Here is a 16,527-nt window from a genome sequence, read left to right on the forward strand (position 1 = left end):
TCGCTTCCCGAGGATGACGGCGATGGGATCCCGATGACATCAAGCCAAGCACCGGCCGTGACGCGCGCGCCCTCGCGAAAAGGTCTGTTCGTCCCCTTCATCCTGCTCGCCACCCTGGTCGTCCTGTGGTCCATCGCCTGGTTCTGGGTGCGCGACCGGGCGACCCGCGAGATGGATGCCTGGATCGCCGCCGAGGCGGCGGCGGGACGGAGCTGGACCTGCGCCGACCGGTCGATCTCAGGGTATCCGTTCCGCATCGAACTGCGCTGCGCCTCACTGGCATTTACCCGGGCCGACAGCCGCTTCACCCTCGGGCCGGTCACCGCCGTGGTTCAGGTGTACCAGCCGCGCCAGGGCATCCTGGAGGCGACCGGACCGTTCCATGTCGAGCAGGGCGACCTCACCGGCGACGTAACCTGGACCTCCTTGAGTGCGAGCTTCCACGGAGCGTCCGAGGGCTTCGTGCGGGCTTCCCTCGTGGTCGATGCCCTGAACGGCACCGTGCGCGGCGCCGGGCAGCCCGACATCGCCTTCGAGGCGCCGCATCTCGAGGCCCACGGTCGACCGACCCCGGGACGCTTCGCCTCCGATGGGGCCATCGATCTCAGCCTGCGCGTCGCCAAGGCCCGGATTCCCCTCGTCGATCCCTTCGTGGGCAACACGGACCCGACGGACATCGATCTCGATGCCACCGTGAACCGGGCCACCACCTTGCGGACGGGCACGGTGGCGCGGGAACTGGAGGCCTGGCGCCGCGCCGGCGGCAGCCTCGACATCGCCCTGCTGTCGCTGGCCAAGGGCAACCGCCGGGTGCAGGCCCACGGGAGCCTCGCCATCGATTCGGCTCATCGTCCCGAGGGACAGATCGACCTGCGCGCCGCGGGCGTCGAAGCCGTCGTCGGCCAGATCATGGGTCAGCGCCTCGGCGCCGAGAAGGGCGCCCTCATCGGCAATCTCGTCGGCCAGTTCCTCGGCGGAGGGCGCCGCGCCCGCGCCGAGGCCGAGCCGGAGGCCGCCCCCCGGGGCGATCCCGCCCTGAAGGCCCTGCCTCCGTTGCGCCTCACGGAAGGCCACCTGATGCTCGGCCCGTTCCCGATTCCCAATGTCGAGATTCCCCCGCTCTATTGAGCAGGAAGCCGCCATGATCGGAGAGGATGTCGCGAAATCGGCGATTTCGACGGCGTCTCGCTCACATCCCGTTGAACGGAATCCGTCGCAGGGCGTTTGAACGGTCAAGCTCACGCCACAGCGGTTGGGCGCGCGCCGGAGTTCCGTACCATGACCTTGACCACCATTCTCCTCATCATCCTCATCCTCGCGGTCCTCGGTGGCGGCAACTTCCTCGGCGGCGGTGCCTATCGTGGCCAGAGCTTCGGCCTGGGCGGCATCCTCATCATCATCCTCATCGTTCTGCTGGTCACCGGCCGGCTCTGAGCCGGCGGCCGCACGATTGAAGCGCGGATCCGTTCGGTGACGGCACCGGAGGGATCCGCCTGGGATGGTCAGGGCTGGCAGGCGATCCCCACGATGGCACCTGCCAGCTTTGCCGCCGTGGCTCCCGCAGTACCGCCCGTCGCGGCGGTCGTAGTCACGCCGGCCGATGCGAGGAAGGCGCCGATCCGCTCGGCCGGTACGGCATCGTAGCGGGCCGGCGGGACCACGCCTGCGACCATGCGGGGTGCGGAAGGATAGACGGAGACGAGCCCGGTAAGGTGGCCGGCCCCGTCGAAGATCGGCGCGCCGCCCGCTCCGGGTTGGAGCGGCGCCGTGATCCGGCCATCGGCCGCGAGAGCCCCCGGCGCCGCCGTCGCCGCGCCCCCGGCCTCGGCGCTCATCACCAGGACGGCCTCGGACGAAACCGCCCCCTCCCGACGCAGGGCCGGCGGGGCGACGGCATCGGGCAGGCCCGCGACATCGAGCAGAATCAGGGCGGCTTCGCGCGTCGCGATGCGGGCCGACCGGCCGCCGACGCGCGGGGATGCGCAGCCGTCGAGGGCGGCGGCGCTCGTGAGCACCCGGCCGGCTGCTACTGTAAGGCCCGTCGCGGCGGGCGCGGCGGGCGGCGGCACGAGGCGGACGACGGGAGTTGCCGGAGCCGAATTCGGGAACGGCACGAAGCTGTTGGCGATGGCGATCACGACGCGGTCGAACGTCTCGGCGAGACCCTTGTCGTAGCCGAGCGTCAGGCCGCGTAGGCCCGTCTCGCCGGCCGCGTAGCGGATGTAGGACTTCCCCGTGGCGGTCTCGGCGGTGACGACAAGGAAATCCGGCCGCTGGAGCTTGTAGGTCACCCGCCGCTCGGGCGTCGGCGCGGTGAGCCGCGCGAACACCGCGTCGAGGCTTGTCTCCCCGGGGGGAAACGACTTGGCCTCCACGGTGATCCGCCCGTCCGCGCTCTGCCAACGGGTACCGCCGGGGATCGGTCCGCGTTTGGGCAGCAGGCGTTCGGGCAAGCCGAGCACGGTGCCGCTTCCCGGATCCGGCTTGATGACGAAGCCGGCTTGGTTCCGGGCCGCCGCCCCGGCCTTCAGGAGTGCCGCGCGGGCGGCCGCATCGAGGAGCGCGGTTCCGCCGCTCCGGGTCCGGTAGGCGCTGAGCGCGTCGTAGGTGCGTTTGCCGAAGGTGCCGGTGACGACGGCGTTGAGGTCGCCCGTCCAGACGAGGGCGTCCTGCACACCCCGGCGTTCGGCTTCCGGAAGGGCCTCGAACGCCGCCTTGGCCGCCTCGAAGGCCGGATCGGGCGCGGTGGTTTTCGCAGCGGGCGCGGCGGGCTTGGGCGCCTGAGCCAGGGCCAGCACCGGAGCGAGCCCCAAGGCCGCGCACCCCGCCATCCAACCGGCCCGCACCCGTCGCGCCATGTGATCCGTGCCTCCCGAGCGAGGGACGGAGCTTGGCAGAGGCCCATCGCGAATTCCAGGGTTCCCGGATCCGGATTGCGGGCGGGAGGCGAAGTGCTACGGTCCTGAGACCGCGCCACTGTGCGGACGGCGTCGAGTCGATGGAGTGGGCGATGGCGGGATCGGCGGGATATCGGCACACGGTGATCGTTGCGGCCGGCGCGCTTCTCCTCACGGGCTTACTCGGCCTACCCGCGCGGGCACAGGCCCCTGGCGGGCCGCCGGCAAAGGCGACCCTCAAGGCGGCGGCACCACAAAAGATCTTCCAGCGCGAGGCGCTCGCCAGCGACGGAGTCCGCCTCGAAGCCGCCCTCAAGGCCGAGGCCGCCCCCTCGCGCCCGGCCGCGAAGGCACGGGCCGAGGGCGAAGTCCTCATGGAAGCGGAGAAGCCGGCCGAAGCCCTCAAGCCCCTCGGCGCGGCCGTGGCCGCCGAGCCAGGCAATCCCGCGAACTGGCTCGCCTATGCCCGCGCCGCGAGCGCCGTCGGCAACGGCGAGACCGGGGACTATGCCGCCCGCCTGCGTCTGCGCCGCAACGCCAGGGCCGCCGCCTATGTCGGCTACCTTCGGGCGGCCACCGCCGCCGGGGAGGCTGCGGCGCTCGCCACCCTCGGCGAGGTTCAGGCCGCTGAATCCGAATGGCGCCCGTCCCTGGAAGCCTATCGCGCCAGCCTCGCGCTGGCCGACGACGCGCAGGTGCGCGAGACCTACGAAGGGCTGCGCGCCGAGCACGGGTTCCGCATCCTCGACTACAAGGTCGATTCCGATGCGGCGGCCCCGCGCGTCTGCTTCCAGTTCTCGGAAAGCCTGGCCCCGAAGACCGACTTCGCCCCCTTCGTCGCCGTCTCGGGCGCGGCCAACGCCGCCGTGACCGGCAGCGGCCAGCAGATCTGCGTCGATGGCCTCAAGCACGGCGAGCGTTACGCGTTCGTCCTGCGCCAGGGCATCCCGTCGGCGGTGGGCGAGACGCTCCTGAAATCGGGAGATTACGAGGTCTATGTCCGCGACCGCTCGCCCCAGGTGCGCTTCACCGGCCGCAACTACGTCCTGCCGCGCACGGGACAGGCCGGGGTGCCCCTGGTTTCGGTCAACGCGCCGAAACTCGATGTCGAGGTGCTGCGCATCGGCGATCGCGGCCTGCTCCCCTCCCTGCGCTCGGAGGACTTCCTGAGTCAGCTCAACGGTTCGACGGCGAAGGCCATCGCCGAGCAGAAGGGCCAGGGGGTCTGGAAGGGCGTGCTGGAGACGGCCAAGGCCGACCTGAACGCGGAGGTCGTCACGGCCTTTCCCGTACTCCAGGCGGTCGGCAAGCTCGAGCCCGGCCTCTACGTCATGCTGGCCCAGCCCTCGGGTGTCGCCGCCACGGTGGACGAGGAGGGGGGCTACGAGCCCCGGGCGACGCAGTGGTTCGTGGTCTCGGACCTCGGGCTCACGGTGTTCAAGGGCCGCGACGGCGTCCACGTCTTCGCCCGGTCCCTCGCCTCGGCCGCCGTGGTGGTGGGCGCGGAGATCCGGCTGGTGGCCCGCAACAACGAGGTTCTGGCTACCGCCAAGACCGACGCGCAGGGCCACGTCGCCTTCGCGCCGGGCCTCGCGCGTGGGGAGGGCGGGATCGCGCCGGGCCTCGTGGTTGCCCAGATGGGCGACGATTACGGCTTCCTCGATCTCAACCAATCCGCCTTCGACCTCACGGATCGCGGCGTGAAGGGCCGCCCTCAGCCCGGTGCGGTGGAGGCCTACGTGTTTCCCGAGCGCGGGGTCTACCGTTCGGGCGAGACCGTGAACCTCACCGCCCTCCTGCGCGATGCCGCCGGGGTCGCCGTGCCCGACCTGCCCCTGACCCTGGTGCTCAAGCGGCCAGACGGCGTCGAGGCGCGTCGCGTCGCCGTGTCGGATGCGGGCCTCGGCGGGCGGTCGCTCGCCGTGCCCCTCCTGGCGGGCGCCATGCACGGCACCTGGCGGGTGTCGGCCTATACCGACCCCAAGGCGCCGGCCATCGGCGAGGCGAGCTTCCTCGTCGAGGACTACGTGCCCGAGCGCCTGGAGGTGACGCTGTCGAGTCCCGCCCCGAGCCTCACGTCGGGAGCATCAGCCACCCTCGATGTCGCCGCGCGCTACCTCTACGGCGCGCCGGGCGCCGGACTCGAGGTGTCCGGCACCGTGGTGGTGCAGCAGGCGGCGGGCAGTGGCATTAAGGGCTTGGAGGGCTTCTCCGTCGGCCTCGACGACGAGCGGGTCGAGGCCGTCTCCCAGGAGATCGAGGCGCGGGCTACCACGGACGCGCAAGGGGCCGCCCGCCTTACCGTGCCGGTGCCGGTTCTCGCCGCGCCGCGCCCCACTGAGGCGCGGATCACCCTCCTGGTCGGCGAGCCGGGCGGCCGGGCGCTGTCGCGCAGCCTCACCCTGCCGATCCTGCCCGACGGCCCCGTGCTCGCCATTCGCAAGACCTTTTCTGGCGATCTGCCCGAGGGCGGCACCGCCGGCTTCGAGGTGGCGATGGCCGCGCCCGACGGGCGGCGTCTGGCCCAGGCGAGCGTCGCCTGGACCCTGCAGAGGGTCGAGAAGTCGTACCAATGGTACCGCGAGGGCGGGCGCTGGTCGTTCGAGCCCGTCACCAGCACCCGGCGCATCGCCGACGGCACCCTCGACCTCAAGCCCGATTCCCTCGGCCGGATCGCGTCGGCGGTTAGCTACGGCACCTACCGCCTGGAGACGAGCGTCCCCGGCCGGCCGCAGGCGACCGCGAGCGTCACCTTCACCGTCGGCTGGGGCGGGGGCGAGACGGCGGACTTGCCCGATCTGCTGGATCTTCGCCTCGACAAGGCGGCCTACGCCGCCGGCGACACCCTCCGGGCGCGCCTCCAGCCACGCTTTGCCGGTCAGGCCACCCTGGCGGTGGTGAGCGACCGGGTCCACGCCGTGCTGACCGTGGCGGTGCCGAGTGGCGGCACCACCGTCGACATCCCCGTCAAGCCCGAATGGGGGGCGGGCGCCTACCTCGTCGCCACCGCCTACCGGCCCCTCGATCAGGCGGCCAAGCGCCTGCCAGGGCGCGCCCTCGGGGTGGCGTGGTTCGCCGTCGATCCGGCGAGCCGCAGCCTCGCCGTCACCGTGGAAGCCCCAGCCAAGGCCAGACCCCGCGAAACCCTGACCCTGCCGATCCGCCTCGCCGGCCTCGGCGCCGGGGAGACGGCCCGGGTGAGCGTCGCCCTCGTCGATGTCGGCATCCTCAACCTGACCCGCTACGAGGCCCCCGATCCGTTCCGCCACTTCTTTGGCCAGAAGGCCCTGGGACCGGAGATCCGCGACCTCTACGGATACCTCATCGACGGGATGCAGGGGACGCTCGGGGCCATCCGCTCCGGTGGCGACGGCGGGGCTGCCGAACTCGCCGACACGCCCCCGACCCAGGCGCCGCTCGCCCTCTATTCCGGCCCCGTCACCGTCGGCCCCGACGGCCGGGCCAGCGTCAGCTTTCCGCTGCCGGCCTTCAACGGCACCGGCCGGGTCATGGTCACGGCCTGGAGCCGCGCCAAGGTCGGGTCGGCACAGGCCGACGTGATCATCCGCGATCCCGTCATCCTCACCGGCACCTTGCCGCGCTTCCTCAATGTCGGCGACCGCTCGCGCTTCCACATCGCCATCGACAACGTCGAGGGGCAGGCCGGCGACTACACGGTGGATCTCGGCCTCACCGGCTCCGTGGTCGTGGGCGCCGAGGCGCTTCACAGGACCCTGCACCTGCAGGCCGGGGCCAAGGGCGCCCTGGTGATCCCCCTTACGGCCGCCGGTCCGGGCACCGCGCGCCTCGACGTGACGCTCTCCGGCCCCGGCCTGCCGCCCGGCATCGGCCAGAGCTTCGCCCTCGCGATCGGCGCCGGCACCGGGCCCCTGGCCCGTCGCACGGTGCAGCCGCTCCCTCCCGGTGCGACCCTGCGGGTGACGGACGAACTCCTGGCCGACATCCTGCCCGGCACCGGGGCCGTCTCGGTCTCGTCCGCGACGCTCGCGGGAATCGACGTGCCGGCCCTACTCCAGGCCCTCGAACGCTATCCCTATGCCTGCTCCGAGCAGACCGTGAGCCGGGCGATGCCGCTGCTCGCCCTCAGCCGGGCGGCGCCGCAGGATCGCATGGGCCTCGACGACACGGTGGACACCCGCATCCGCGAGGCCATCGACCGTGTGCTCGCCCGGCAGGGCTCGGCGGGCGATTTTGGGCTGTGGTCGGTCGGCGGCCAGACCGACGTCTGGCTCAACGCCTACGTCACCGACTTCCTCACCCGGGCGCGCGAGCGGGGATTCGCCGTGCCGGCGACCGCCTTCGCCAGCGCCCTCGACAGCCTGCGCAACGCCGTCGCCAACACGAGCGAGGTGCGGGACGGGGGCATGGACATTGCCTACGCGGCCTATGTGCTGGCCCGCAACGGCCGCCCGGTGATGGGGGACCTGCGCTACCTCGCCGACACCAAGCTCGACGCCTTCGCGACTGCCCTGGGGCGCGGCCAGATCGCGGCAGCGCTGGCGCTGCTCGGTGACCGGGGGCGGGCGGCCAAGGCCTTCGCCTCGGCCGTGACGGCGCTGAAGGGGCCGGGCCTCGTAGACCGGCCGGATTACGGCTCGCGCCTGCGCGACGGCGCCGGCCTCCTGACGCTGGCCGCCGAGACCGGGCTCGCCCGCGATGCGGTCCAGCCCCTGGCGGCTCTCGTCGCCGAGGAACGCCAGGACGGGCGCCCGACGAGCACGCAGGAGAACGCCTGGATGGTGATGGCCGCGCAAGGCCTCGCCAAGGACGCCGACGCCCTGCGCTTCAGCATCGACGGCGTACCCGTGACCGGCGCCCTGGCGCGGCTCTATCGCGGCGAGGCCCTGGCTTCAATGCCCGTCGCCCTCGTCAACACCGGCAGCACGACGGCCCAGGTGGTGGTGAGCGTCGTCGGCAATCCCATTGCGCCCGAGCCCGCCGAATCGCGCGGTTATGCCATCGAGCGGACCTATCACCGCCTCGACGGCACGCCCGTCGATCTCATCCAAGGTGTCCGCCAGAACGATCGCCTCGTGGTCGTCCTCAAGGTGACGGAGGCCAAGGCCAGCCCCGGCCGCCTGCTCCTCGTCGACCGCCTGCCGGCGGGCCTGGAGATCGACAACCCGAAACTCCTCGATGCCGACGCGTTGACGGGCCTCGCCTTCGCCAAGTCCGACGTGGCGCCGGTCTACACGTCGTTCCGTGACGACCGGTTCGTCGCCGCCTACGAGCGCACGGCCGAGCAGTCGGCGTTCTTCCGCGTCGCCTACACCGTACGGGCCGTGTCGCCGGGCACCTACGTCCATCCGGCAGCCACCATCGAGGACATGTACCGGCCCGAGCGCTTTGGGCGCACGGGCTTCGGCTCGCTGGTGGTGAGCGCGAAATAGGGCGATGGCACACGAGGAGCCGGTCTCGGATTCCCCGGCGTTTGGGGGCGCCCGTGTCTCCTCGGCGACAGCCGAGGGCAGCGATGTCCCGACTGGCTCGGGTTCCCTCTCCTGGAAGGAGAGGGACAGGGTGAGGTGTGTGACATCTCTGAAATGGTCACACACCTCACCCCAACCCTCTCCTTCCAGGAGAGGGAGCTCGTCGCGGGTCTGGCGATCGATCGGTACGATCGTCGTTGCCTTCGTGCTCGTCACCGGATTCGCCTGTCTCCTCGCCCTCTGGCGCTTCGTCGCCACCCTCCCGCCCCTCGATCTCACGCAAGCGAACCTGCGCTCCACCGTGGTGCTCGACCGTGACGGCGGCCTGCTCCGCCCGTTCGCCACCGTGGATGGGCGCTGGCGCCTGCCGCTTACCGCAGGGCAGGTCGATCCGCGCTTGCTCGCCATGCTGACGGCCTACGAGGACCGGCGCTTCGCCAGGCATCCGGGTATCGACCCCGTGGCGATCCTGCGTGCTGCCGGGCAATGGCTGCGGCACGGCCGCATCGTCTCGGGGGGCTCGACCCTGTCGATGCAGGTGGCCCGCCTCGTCGAACCGCGCGCCGCGCGCTCGCTGAATGCCAAGCTGCGTCAGGGCGTGCGCGCGGTCGAGCTGGAACGCCGCCTCGGCAAGGCGGGGGTGCTCGACCTCTACCTTGCCCTCGCGCCCTATGGCGGTCCGGTGGAGGGCCTGCGCGCGGCGAGTCTGGCCTATTTCGGCCGTGATCCGGCGCGCCTGTCCTTCGCCGAGGCGGCGCTCCTCGTGGCGCTGCCGCAGGCTCCGGAGGCGCGCCGGCCCGACCGGTTCCCCGAAGCCGCTCGCCGTGCCCGCGACCGGGTCCTCGACCGCGTCGCCGCGCGAGGGATCATCACGCCCGCCGAGGCGCGGGCGGCCAAGGCCGAGCCGGTGCCGCACGGGCGAAAACCGTTCCCCATGCTCGCCGCGCACGCGGCGGAAGCCGCAGTAGCGGCCGATCCCACCACGCAAAGCATCCGCCTCACCCTCGACGGGCGCCTGCAAGCGAGCCTCGAGGCTCTCGCCACCGAGCGCGCCGCTGCCCTGGGGCCGAACCTCTCCGTGGCGATCCTGGCCCTCGACAACCGCACGGGCGCGGTCGTCGCGCAGGTCGGCAGCCCCGGCCACGGCGATGCGAGCCGCCTCGGGGCCATCGACATGACGGGCGCCATCCGCTCGCCCGGCTCGGCCCTGAAGCCATTCATCTACGCCCTGGCCTTCGAGCAGGGGATCGCCCATCCCGAAACCCAGCTCGACGATCGGCCCGTGCGCTTTCCCGGCGCCTACGCGCCCGAGAATTTCGACCTCGGCTACCAGGGCACGGTGACGGCCCGGCGCGCCCTGCAACTCTCCCTCAACGTTCCGGCGGTGGAACTGCTCCAAGCGGTCGGCGCCGCCCGCTTCATCGCCCGCCTGCGGGAGGCGGGGGCGCGCATCGACCTGCCGCGCGACACCGCCCCCGGCCTGCCCGTGGCCCTCGGGGGGCTCGGCATCACCCTCACCGACCTTGCGCGGCTGTTCTCGGGACTGGCGCGGGGCGGGCTGGTGCCGCCCCTCGTGCGCCGCCAGGACAGGGTCCCCGTCGCGGCGTTCGACCTCCGGATCGCCGAGCCCGTGGCGGCCTGGTACGTCGCCGACATCCTGCGCGGCGCGCCGCCGCCCGAGAACGCCCTGGCGGGCCGCATCGCCTACAAGACCGGCACGTCCTACGGCTACCGCGATGCCTGGGCCGTCGGGTTCGACCGCCGCGTCACCCTCGCGGTCTGGGTCGGGCGTCCGGACGGCAACGCCGTTCCGGGCCTCGTCGGCAGAGTGGTGGCCGCCCCGATCCTGTTCGACGCCTTCGCCCGCTTCGGCGGGGAGCCCGAGGCGATGCCGCGCCCGTCCGAGGCCCTGGTGGCCAGCACCACCGGCCTGCCGCCGCCCCTGCGGCACCTGCGCAGCGACGTTCCCAGAACCGTCTCGATGAGCCTCACCGCGACGCTCAAGATAGCCTACCCACCCGATGGCGCCCGGATCGACCTCGGTTTCGCGGAGCCCGCCCTAGCGGGCGACGCGCCTGAGGGCCGGCTCGCCCTCAAGGCCATCGGCGGCGTTCCACCCCTGACCTGGATGGTCGATGGCCTGCCCGTGACGGTCGGCTCCCGGCGTCAGTCGGTATGGAGCCCCGAGGGGGCCGGCTTCGCCCGGATCTCGGTGATGGATGCCGCCGGGGCTTCCGACTCCGTGATGGTCCGCATCGAATAGGGCCGCGTCGTAGCGCGCTGCCTTCGAGGCGGGGTGGGCGCAGTCCACCCGGTTCCGGCCGTTCCGCTTGGCGGCGTAGAGGGCCACGTCGGCCGCCCTCATGAGATCGTCGAGGTCGTGCCCGCAGGCTCGCGTCGTCGCGAGACCGATGCTGACGCTGACGTTCAGCTTGGGCCACGCCGGAACGGTGAGGCAGGCGATGGCCCGGCGGATCATGTCGGCCCGGGCAGGCGCATCCGCGAGGTCCGTGAACAGGCAGGCGAACTCCTCCCCGCCCATGCGGCCGAAGATCGTTCCCGGCGGCATCAGGGCACCGGCCGCGTGACAGAATCCGACCAGGACACCGTCGCCGACGGCATGACCGTAGGAGTCGTTGATGCGCTTGAAATGATCGAGATCGAACAGCAGCAGCGCCGCGTTCGGGGGCCGCAGGTTCAGGGCCGCCTCGGCTTCGGCCACGAAGGCCCGCCGGTTGGCGATGCCCGTGAGTGGATCCAGGGCGGCGGCCCTGCGCTGGAGGTGTTCGGCCCGCTCCTTGGTCAAGGCCATCAGGACGAAGGCGAGGGCCACGGTCATCAGCATGCCGAGGCAAGCCAGAATGGCGAGGGTGGGCGTGGGCAGGAGAGCGCCACCGACGATCTGGGAGCGGTCCAGGATCGCAACGGGAATACGCACGGCGTAGATCAGCGCGTAGACCAAAAGGAGGATCACGGCCGGATAGCGGGACACCAGGGGTTCGGTTCGCCCCCGCCAGATCAGCGCCGCCGTGGCGAAGCAGAAGCCACCCGCCAAGGTCGAAGCCAGGACGATGCGGGCAGCCATGGAGGCATAGAAGTCCGGGATCAGGCACGCGCCGCACCAGAGGCCGATGCCGGCCACGACCGTCCACGGATGCAGGCTCCGCCCTTCGAAGGCGCGGGTGCCCATCCAGATCAGCCCGTAGCCGCCAATGATCAGGACGTTGGCGAGGGCGATGGAGAGCAGGTCCGGGATGGCGCCGCGCAGCGCCAGGAGGGCCGAGCCGACGCTGCCGCCGAGATGGGCGATGCCCCAGATCGCCAGGGCCCGCATCTGCCGGGCCTGACTCCACGATAGAAGGAACAGGATCCCAACCAGGAAGGTCAGAATCACCGTGACCAAGAGCAGAGTCGGAGCGTCGAGCCGCATGGATCCGTTCCAGGCCGCGAGGTCACCAGTCGCCCTTCCATGCGCGTTCGGCCTTAATCACGCATTTGCGAAGCAGGGGCAGTGGTTTTCGCGAATCTCCCGGTGCGTCGCCGTCCTCAGAACGGGTGCCGGCGATGATTGCAGCGTCCGCAGGGCATTCTTAACCCACGACCAGGAAGCAAAAGATTAAGACCGATTGCTGTTCGAGTGGAGGGACATCGCAAATCGGTCGTGCGAACACTGCTCATTTACATCGTGGGGCGGTATCGGGGCGCCGAATGCAATTCCCAGCCGAGTTCTGGGGGACCCGATGCTGCATGGAGGCCGCCCCGCAGTCATCCTTCCGAAGCGGATCGCGGCATGGGGACGGCGCCGGATCGTCATCGACGGATCAACCGGCGCGCAGTTCGTCGGTCAGGAAGGCTCGCACCTCGGCCGCGTCGATGCCCGGGGCGATGAAGCTCTGACCGATGCCGCGGGCGAGGATAAAGGTCAGTGCCCCGTCGCGGACCTTCTTGTCCTGGGCCATGGCGTCGAGGAGCGCGTCGGCGTCGCCGCAGCCACCCGGGACCGCCCCGAGGGTTGTGGGCAGGCCGGCCAGGGCGAGGTGGTTGGCGACCCGCCCCGCATCCTGGCCCGGGCACAGGCCGAGGCGGGCGGAGAACCGGAAGGCGAGGGCGAGGCCGATGGCGACGCCCTCGCCGTGAACGAGGCGCTCGGACTCGTAACCCGTGAGGCGTTCCAGGGCATGGCCGAAGGTATGGCCGAGGTTGAGCAGGGCGCGCTCGCCGTCCTCGCGCTCGTCGCGCACCACGACGCCGGCCTTGGACCGACAGCAGATCGCCACGGCCTCGTCGCGCTCGGGGCCACCGGAGAAGATGCCGGCCCAATGGGCCTCGCACCAATCGAAGAACGCCGCGTCGCCGATGAGGCCGTACTTGGCGACCTCGGCGTAGCCGGCGCGCATCTCCCGCTCCGACAGGGTGTCGAGGGTGCCGGTATCGGCCAGCACTAGGCGCGGCTGGTGAAACGCGCCGATGAGGTTCTTGCCGAGCGGCGAGTTGATGCCGGTCTTGCCGCCGACGGAAGAATCGACCTGGGCCAGGAGCGATGTCGGCGCCTGGACGAAGCGCACGCCGCGCCGGAGGGTGGCGGCGGCGAACCCCGCCAGATCGCCGACGACACCGCCGCCGAGGGCCACGACGATATCGCCGCGCTCGACCCGGTGGGCGAGGAGGCCGTCGCAGACTTCGGCGTAGGTCGCGTAACTCTTCGAGGCTTCGCCCGGAGCCACGGTGACGAGGCCGGAGCGCAGGCCCGCCGCCTCCAGGCTCCCTCGCAACCGGTCCGCATAGAGGGCGGCGACGTTGGCATCGGTGACGATCACGGCCGCCCGCGCGCCCAGGGCCGCGATGCGCGAGCCGGCTTCGTCGAAGAGGCCACGGCCGATGAGAATGCTGTAGGCGCGCCCCTGGTCGAGGGGCACGTCCACCGTCAGGCGGTCGGTCACTGGGCTGCGATTCCCTGAGAGTCGAGGCGAGGGGAGACGGGGCCGTTGAGGTGGGCGTCGAGGGCTTCCATCACGTCCTGCACCACACGGTCGTGGGCGACATCGCGCGACAGCACCACCACGTCGGCGGTGGCGTAGACCGGATGCCGCAGTTCCATCAATCCGCGCAGGGTCTCCTCCGGATCGTCGGTCTGGAGAAGGGGGCGGCCCCCGCGCTTGCGCACCCGGCGCATGAGCACGTCGAGTTCGGCCTTGAGCCACACCGAGACGCCGCGCTCCGCGATCCGCTCCCGCGTGCTCGCGCGCATGAAGGCGCCGCCGCCCGTGGCGAGCACGAGGGGGCCCTCGCGCATGAGCCGGGCGATCACCCGCTCCTCGCCATCGCGAAAACTCGGCTCGCCGTAGATCGCGAAGATGTCCGGGATCGTCAGCTTGGCCGCCGTCTCGATCTCGATATCGGCGTCGCGGAACATCAGGCCGAGGCGCGAGGCCAGGCGACGGCCGACCGTGCTCTTGCCGGCCCCCATCAGGCCGACGAGCACGATGGAGCGGTCGCCCAGGGCACGGCGCAGGCGCAGTTCGATGGGGTCGCCAGGGGGCGGGGTGCCCTGAGGCTCGGCTTCGGTCATCGGCTTCTTCACATCGTTGCGCGGGTCTTAGCGCGTTTTGCAGATCGGGCGAAGCGGTGCCTGCACCGGACGCTTGGAAAACCCGATTGCCCCGGTCCGCGGTTCCGGCCCGTTGCTTGCGCTGTCCCTGTGGCCGCGAAGTCATTGCCACGGCGCGCCCCACATGGTGCAAGCGACGAACCCCATCCGCTGCCACCGTGCCCTGAAGTGTTCTCCGGCGAAATGGATGCCGGTTCGTCGCGAGAGAACACGCCTAGTCCCGCGATCGAGGTTCGTCCGAGTGCCGACCCTGTTCCGTTTCCTCGCCACCCTCGCGATTCTGGGCGGGCTCGCCTTCGCGGGGCTCTTCGCCCTGGCGACCCTGGTGGTGCCGACACCGCGCGAGATGAGCGTGACGATTCCCGCCTCCAAGCTTCAGCCGCCGGGCCGGTGAGCGCGGCACCGGCCGTGGACATCCCGTCCGGCGACGGGCTGATTCAGGGCTACCTCGACATGCTCGCGGCCGAGCGCGGGGCGGCCGCCAACACGCTCAGCGCCTATCGCCGCGATCTCGCCGATTACCTCGGCGTTCTGACGCGGGCCGGACACGATCCCCTTACCCTCGAGGCCGGCCCCGTGCGGGCCTACATGGCCGAGCTGGAGACGCGCGGTCTGTCGGCATCCTCCGCCGCCCGGCGCCTGTCCTGCATCCGGGGGTTCCACCGGTTCCTATACGCGGAGGGGTTTTCCGAGGGCGATCCGAGCGCGCCCGTCGCCGCGCCGCGCAAGGGGCGCGTGCTGCCCAAGGTGCTGTCGGTCGCCGAAGTCGACACCCTACTCGCCACCGCCCGGCGGCAGGCCGAGGCGGACGGCACCGGGCGGAGCCGGCGGATGCTCTGCCTCATCGAACTCCTGTACGCCACGGGCCTGCGCGTCTCCGAGCTCATCGCCCTGCCGCGGGCGGCGGGCTCGACGCGGGAGCGCTACCTCGTGGTCAAGGGCAAGGGTGGACGCGAGCGCCTGGTTCCGCTCACCGAGATGGCACGCGGCGCCATGCGCGATCACCTCGCCCGCCTACCCGTCGACGGGCCCTGGCTGTTTCCCGCCGACAGCGAGAGCGGCCACCTCACGCGGCAATCCTTCGCCCGCGATCTCAAGGATGTCGCCGCCGCCGCCGGCCTTCGCCCCGACCGGGTGAGCCCACACGTCCTACGCCACGCCTTCGCCAGCCACCTGCTGCAGAACGGCGCGGACCTGCGCATCGTGCAGGAACTCCTGGGCCATGCCGACATCGCCACGACGCAGATCTACACCCACGTCCTCGACGACCGCCTGAAGGGGATGGTGCGCGACCTCCATCCCCTGTCCGACGCCGAGGACGCGGACTGAGGTTCAGGCCCGCGCATCCTCCTGCAGGGTGTCCTCGATGTAGAGCTGGGCGAGCAGCACCTTGATCACCGCCAGGAGCGGCAGGGCGAGCGCGATGCCCCACAGGCCGAACAGCACGCCGAGCACGAGCTGGCCGGCGAAGATGGTGGCGGGCGGGATGTCGAGGGCCCGCTTCTGGATGTACGGCGTCAGGCCGTAGCTCTCGAGGGTCTGGACGGCGAGATAGACCCCCATGGCGCCGAGCACGGCCGTGAGGCCCGAGGCCAAAGCCGCGAGCACGATGACGAGGCCGGCGATGAGCGGGCCGATGGTGGGGATGAAGGCGAGAAGCCCTGCCTGGATGCCGAGGATCAGCGCCCCGCCGATGCCGAGGATGCTCAGGCCCGCCCAGGTGCACAGGAAGATCACCGCCATGGTGATGAGCTGGCCGAACAGCCAGTGTCGAAGGGTCTCTCCCATCCCGTCGAGAAGGGCCCGCGCCCGCGCCCGGTGGCGGGGCGGTACGAAGCGCACGGCGCCGTCGCGGTAGCTCCCCGGATCGGCCGCGCAGGACAGGCCGAGAAACACGATGACGAGGACATTGCCGAGGGCGCTGAACAGAGCGATGACCACGCTTGCCGCCGGACCGAGGACACTGCCCGCATCCGACAGGATCGAGCCCGGACTTTCCATGGCATTCGACGCGAGGCCGGCGAGGCCGCCGGACTTCTGCTGCTTCGCGTCCGAGGCATCCTTGTTCGGGCTGTCGGTCTTGGCCGGAGCGGTGAGGCCCGGGACGTCGATGCCGTAATCCTTGAGGCGGTCCCGCACGGTGTTAGCCTGAGAGGCGACCGTCTGCCCGAGGTCGCGGCCCTGCTGCATCACCGTGGCGCCGCCGAAGGCGATCACCGACAGGCTGAAGCCCGCCAGGGCAAGGCTGACGAGGCTGAGGCGCAGGCCGCGTCCGGCGGGCATGACCTTGCCGAGAAGCTGGGTCAGCCCGTCGAGGAAGACGCCGAGCAGAATGCCGGCGAAGACGAGAAGCAGGGTCGAGACCGCGCTCCAGGCCAGAGCCAGGAAGGCCGTGAAGGCAACGATGGCGATGCCCGAGGCTGCGAGGGACCAGCCCTTCGGCTGCGGGCCGGCGGGCCCTTGGGGAACCGCTTGGGGGACGGGCTTGGTGCCGGGTATGGAAATCGGGTGCACTCCTCGGATGGGGCGCCACGGGGCGCATGGGGCGCCCGTCGGCACAAGGACGGATGGG

At 71.4% G+C, this 16,527-nt stretch carries 10 protein-coding genes and 1 pseudogene; 6 read left to right on the forward strand and 5 right to left on the reverse strand.

What is annotated here, in order from left to right; genetic code table 11:
* Window positions 1–33: 33 nt before the first annotated feature.
* Window positions 34–1,128 carry a DUF2125 domain-containing protein gene (locus tag MFF01_RS02160; RefSeq protein WP_238221465.1) on the forward strand — a complete coding sequence of 365 codons (1,095 nt, stop codon included), beginning with the start codon at window positions 34–36 and terminating at the stop codon, window positions 1,126–1,128.
* Window positions 1,129–1,278: 150 nt separating this feature from the next.
* Window positions 1,279–1,434, forward strand: coding sequence for a hypothetical protein (locus MFF01_RS02165; protein ID WP_018046049.1), 156 nt, complete (start codon window positions 1,279–1,281; stop codon window positions 1,432–1,434).
* A 68-nt stretch (window positions 1,435–1,502) separates the two neighbouring features.
* Here the strand turns inward: MFF01_RS02165 and MFF01_RS02170 are convergent, their stop codons facing one another.
* Entirely contained in the window at window positions 1,503–2,858 is a 1,356-nt protein-coding gene (locus MFF01_RS02170) for a serine protease (RefSeq protein ID WP_238221466.1), read from the reverse strand.
* A gap of 152 nt (window positions 2,859–3,010) precedes the next feature.
* On the opposite strand from MFF01_RS02170, the gene MFF01_RS02175 reads away from it, so the two are divergent.
* Both MFF01_RS02175 and pbpC read left to right on the forward strand, forming a co-directional pair.
* Window positions 3,011–8,308, forward strand: a complete 5,298-nt coding sequence (locus MFF01_RS02175) for an alpha-2-macroglobulin family protein (RefSeq protein ID WP_238221467.1) — start codon at window positions 3,011–3,013, stop codon at window positions 8,306–8,308.
* Between the two features lie 244 nt (window positions 8,309–8,552).
* On the forward strand, window positions 8,553–10,610 hold the full coding sequence (gene pbpC / locus MFF01_RS02180; protein ID WP_238221468.1) for a penicillin-binding protein 1C: 2,058 nt from the start codon (window positions 8,553–8,555) through the stop codon (window positions 10,608–10,610).
* 51 nt (window positions 10,611–10,661) lie between these two features.
* Here the strand turns inward: pbpC and MFF01_RS22100 are convergent.
* From MFF01_RS22100 to MFF01_RS02195, 3 genes and pseudogenes are all read right to left on the reverse strand, one after another.
* A pseudogene (locus tag MFF01_RS22100) lies at window positions 10,662–11,777 on the reverse strand (GGDEF domain-containing protein); the annotation flags it as partial.
* Window positions 11,778–12,168: 391 nt separating this feature from the next.
* Complete coding sequence (aroB, locus tag MFF01_RS02190) at window positions 12,169–13,287, reverse strand: 3-dehydroquinate synthase (protein ID WP_238221469.1); 1,119 nt, start codon at window positions 13,285–13,287, stop codon at window positions 12,169–12,171.
* Entirely contained in the window at window positions 13,284–13,916 is a 633-nt protein-coding gene (locus MFF01_RS02195; protein WP_238221470.1) for a shikimate kinase, read from the reverse strand. Before MFF01_RS02195 ends, aroB begins: the two co-directional genes overlap by 4 nt.
* A 280-nt stretch (window positions 13,917–14,196) precedes the next feature.
* Between MFF01_RS02195 and MFF01_RS02200 the strand changes: the two genes are divergently transcribed.
* Window positions 14,197–14,349: a hypothetical protein gene (locus MFF01_RS02200; RefSeq protein ID WP_056089629.1), complete on the forward strand. Its 153-nt coding sequence runs from the start codon at window positions 14,197–14,199 to the stop codon at window positions 14,347–14,349.
* Between the two features lie 14 nt (window positions 14,350–14,363).
* Window positions 14,364–15,284 carry a site-specific tyrosine recombinase XerD gene (locus MFF01_RS02205; protein WP_283207149.1) on the forward strand — a complete coding sequence of 307 codons (921 nt, stop codon included), beginning with the start codon at window positions 14,364–14,366 and terminating at the stop codon, window positions 15,282–15,284.
* Between the two features lie 3 nt (window positions 15,285–15,287).
* On the opposite strand, the gene MFF01_RS02210 is transcribed toward MFF01_RS02205, so the two are convergent.
* Window positions 15,288–16,460: an AI-2E family transporter gene (locus tag MFF01_RS02210; protein ID WP_238221639.1), complete on the reverse strand. Its 1,173-nt coding sequence runs from the start codon at window positions 16,458–16,460 to the stop codon at window positions 15,288–15,290.
* Window positions 16,461–16,527: the final 67 nt, after the last annotated feature.

The sequence above is a fragment of the Methylobacterium adhaesivum genome (assembly GCF_022179065.1).
In the GTDB taxonomy this organism is placed as follows: domain Bacteria; phylum Pseudomonadota; class Alphaproteobacteria; order Rhizobiales; family Beijerinckiaceae; genus Methylobacterium; species Methylobacterium adhaesivum.